The following is a 216-nucleotide window of genomic DNA, read 5'->3' as shown; positions in this document are numbered from 1 at the left end:
CAAGCGCGTGCAGCCCGAGCTGAGTGTGGAGTTGACCCGTGCGCTGTTCGAGGCGTCCATCGACAGCCTGCTCGAACGTGTGCGTGGCAGCGTCGGCGAGCTGCTGAACAAGGCCGGTGTAGGGGTGGCGCAGGTCGACACGGTATTCTTCACCGGCGGCTCCAGCGGCATCCCTGCCCTGCGCCAGAGCGTGGCGGCCATGCTGCCCAACGCGCG

At 68.5% G+C, this 216-nt stretch carries 1 protein-coding gene; it reads left to right on the top strand.

Going from position 1 to position 216, the window contains the following annotated elements; translation table 11 throughout:
- Window positions 1-216: Hsp70 family protein (locus RRF55_RS29025; protein WP_439419453.1), on the top strand; the 216-nt coding region annotated here is incomplete at both ends.

Origin of the sequence: Klebsiella sp. K47, assembly GCF_051858335.1 — a bacterium.
GTDB classification, from domain to species: domain Bacteria; phylum Pseudomonadota; class Gammaproteobacteria; order Enterobacterales; family Enterobacteriaceae; genus Klebsiella; species Klebsiella pneumoniae.
This window is presented reverse-complemented; position numbering and strand designations above follow the sequence as displayed.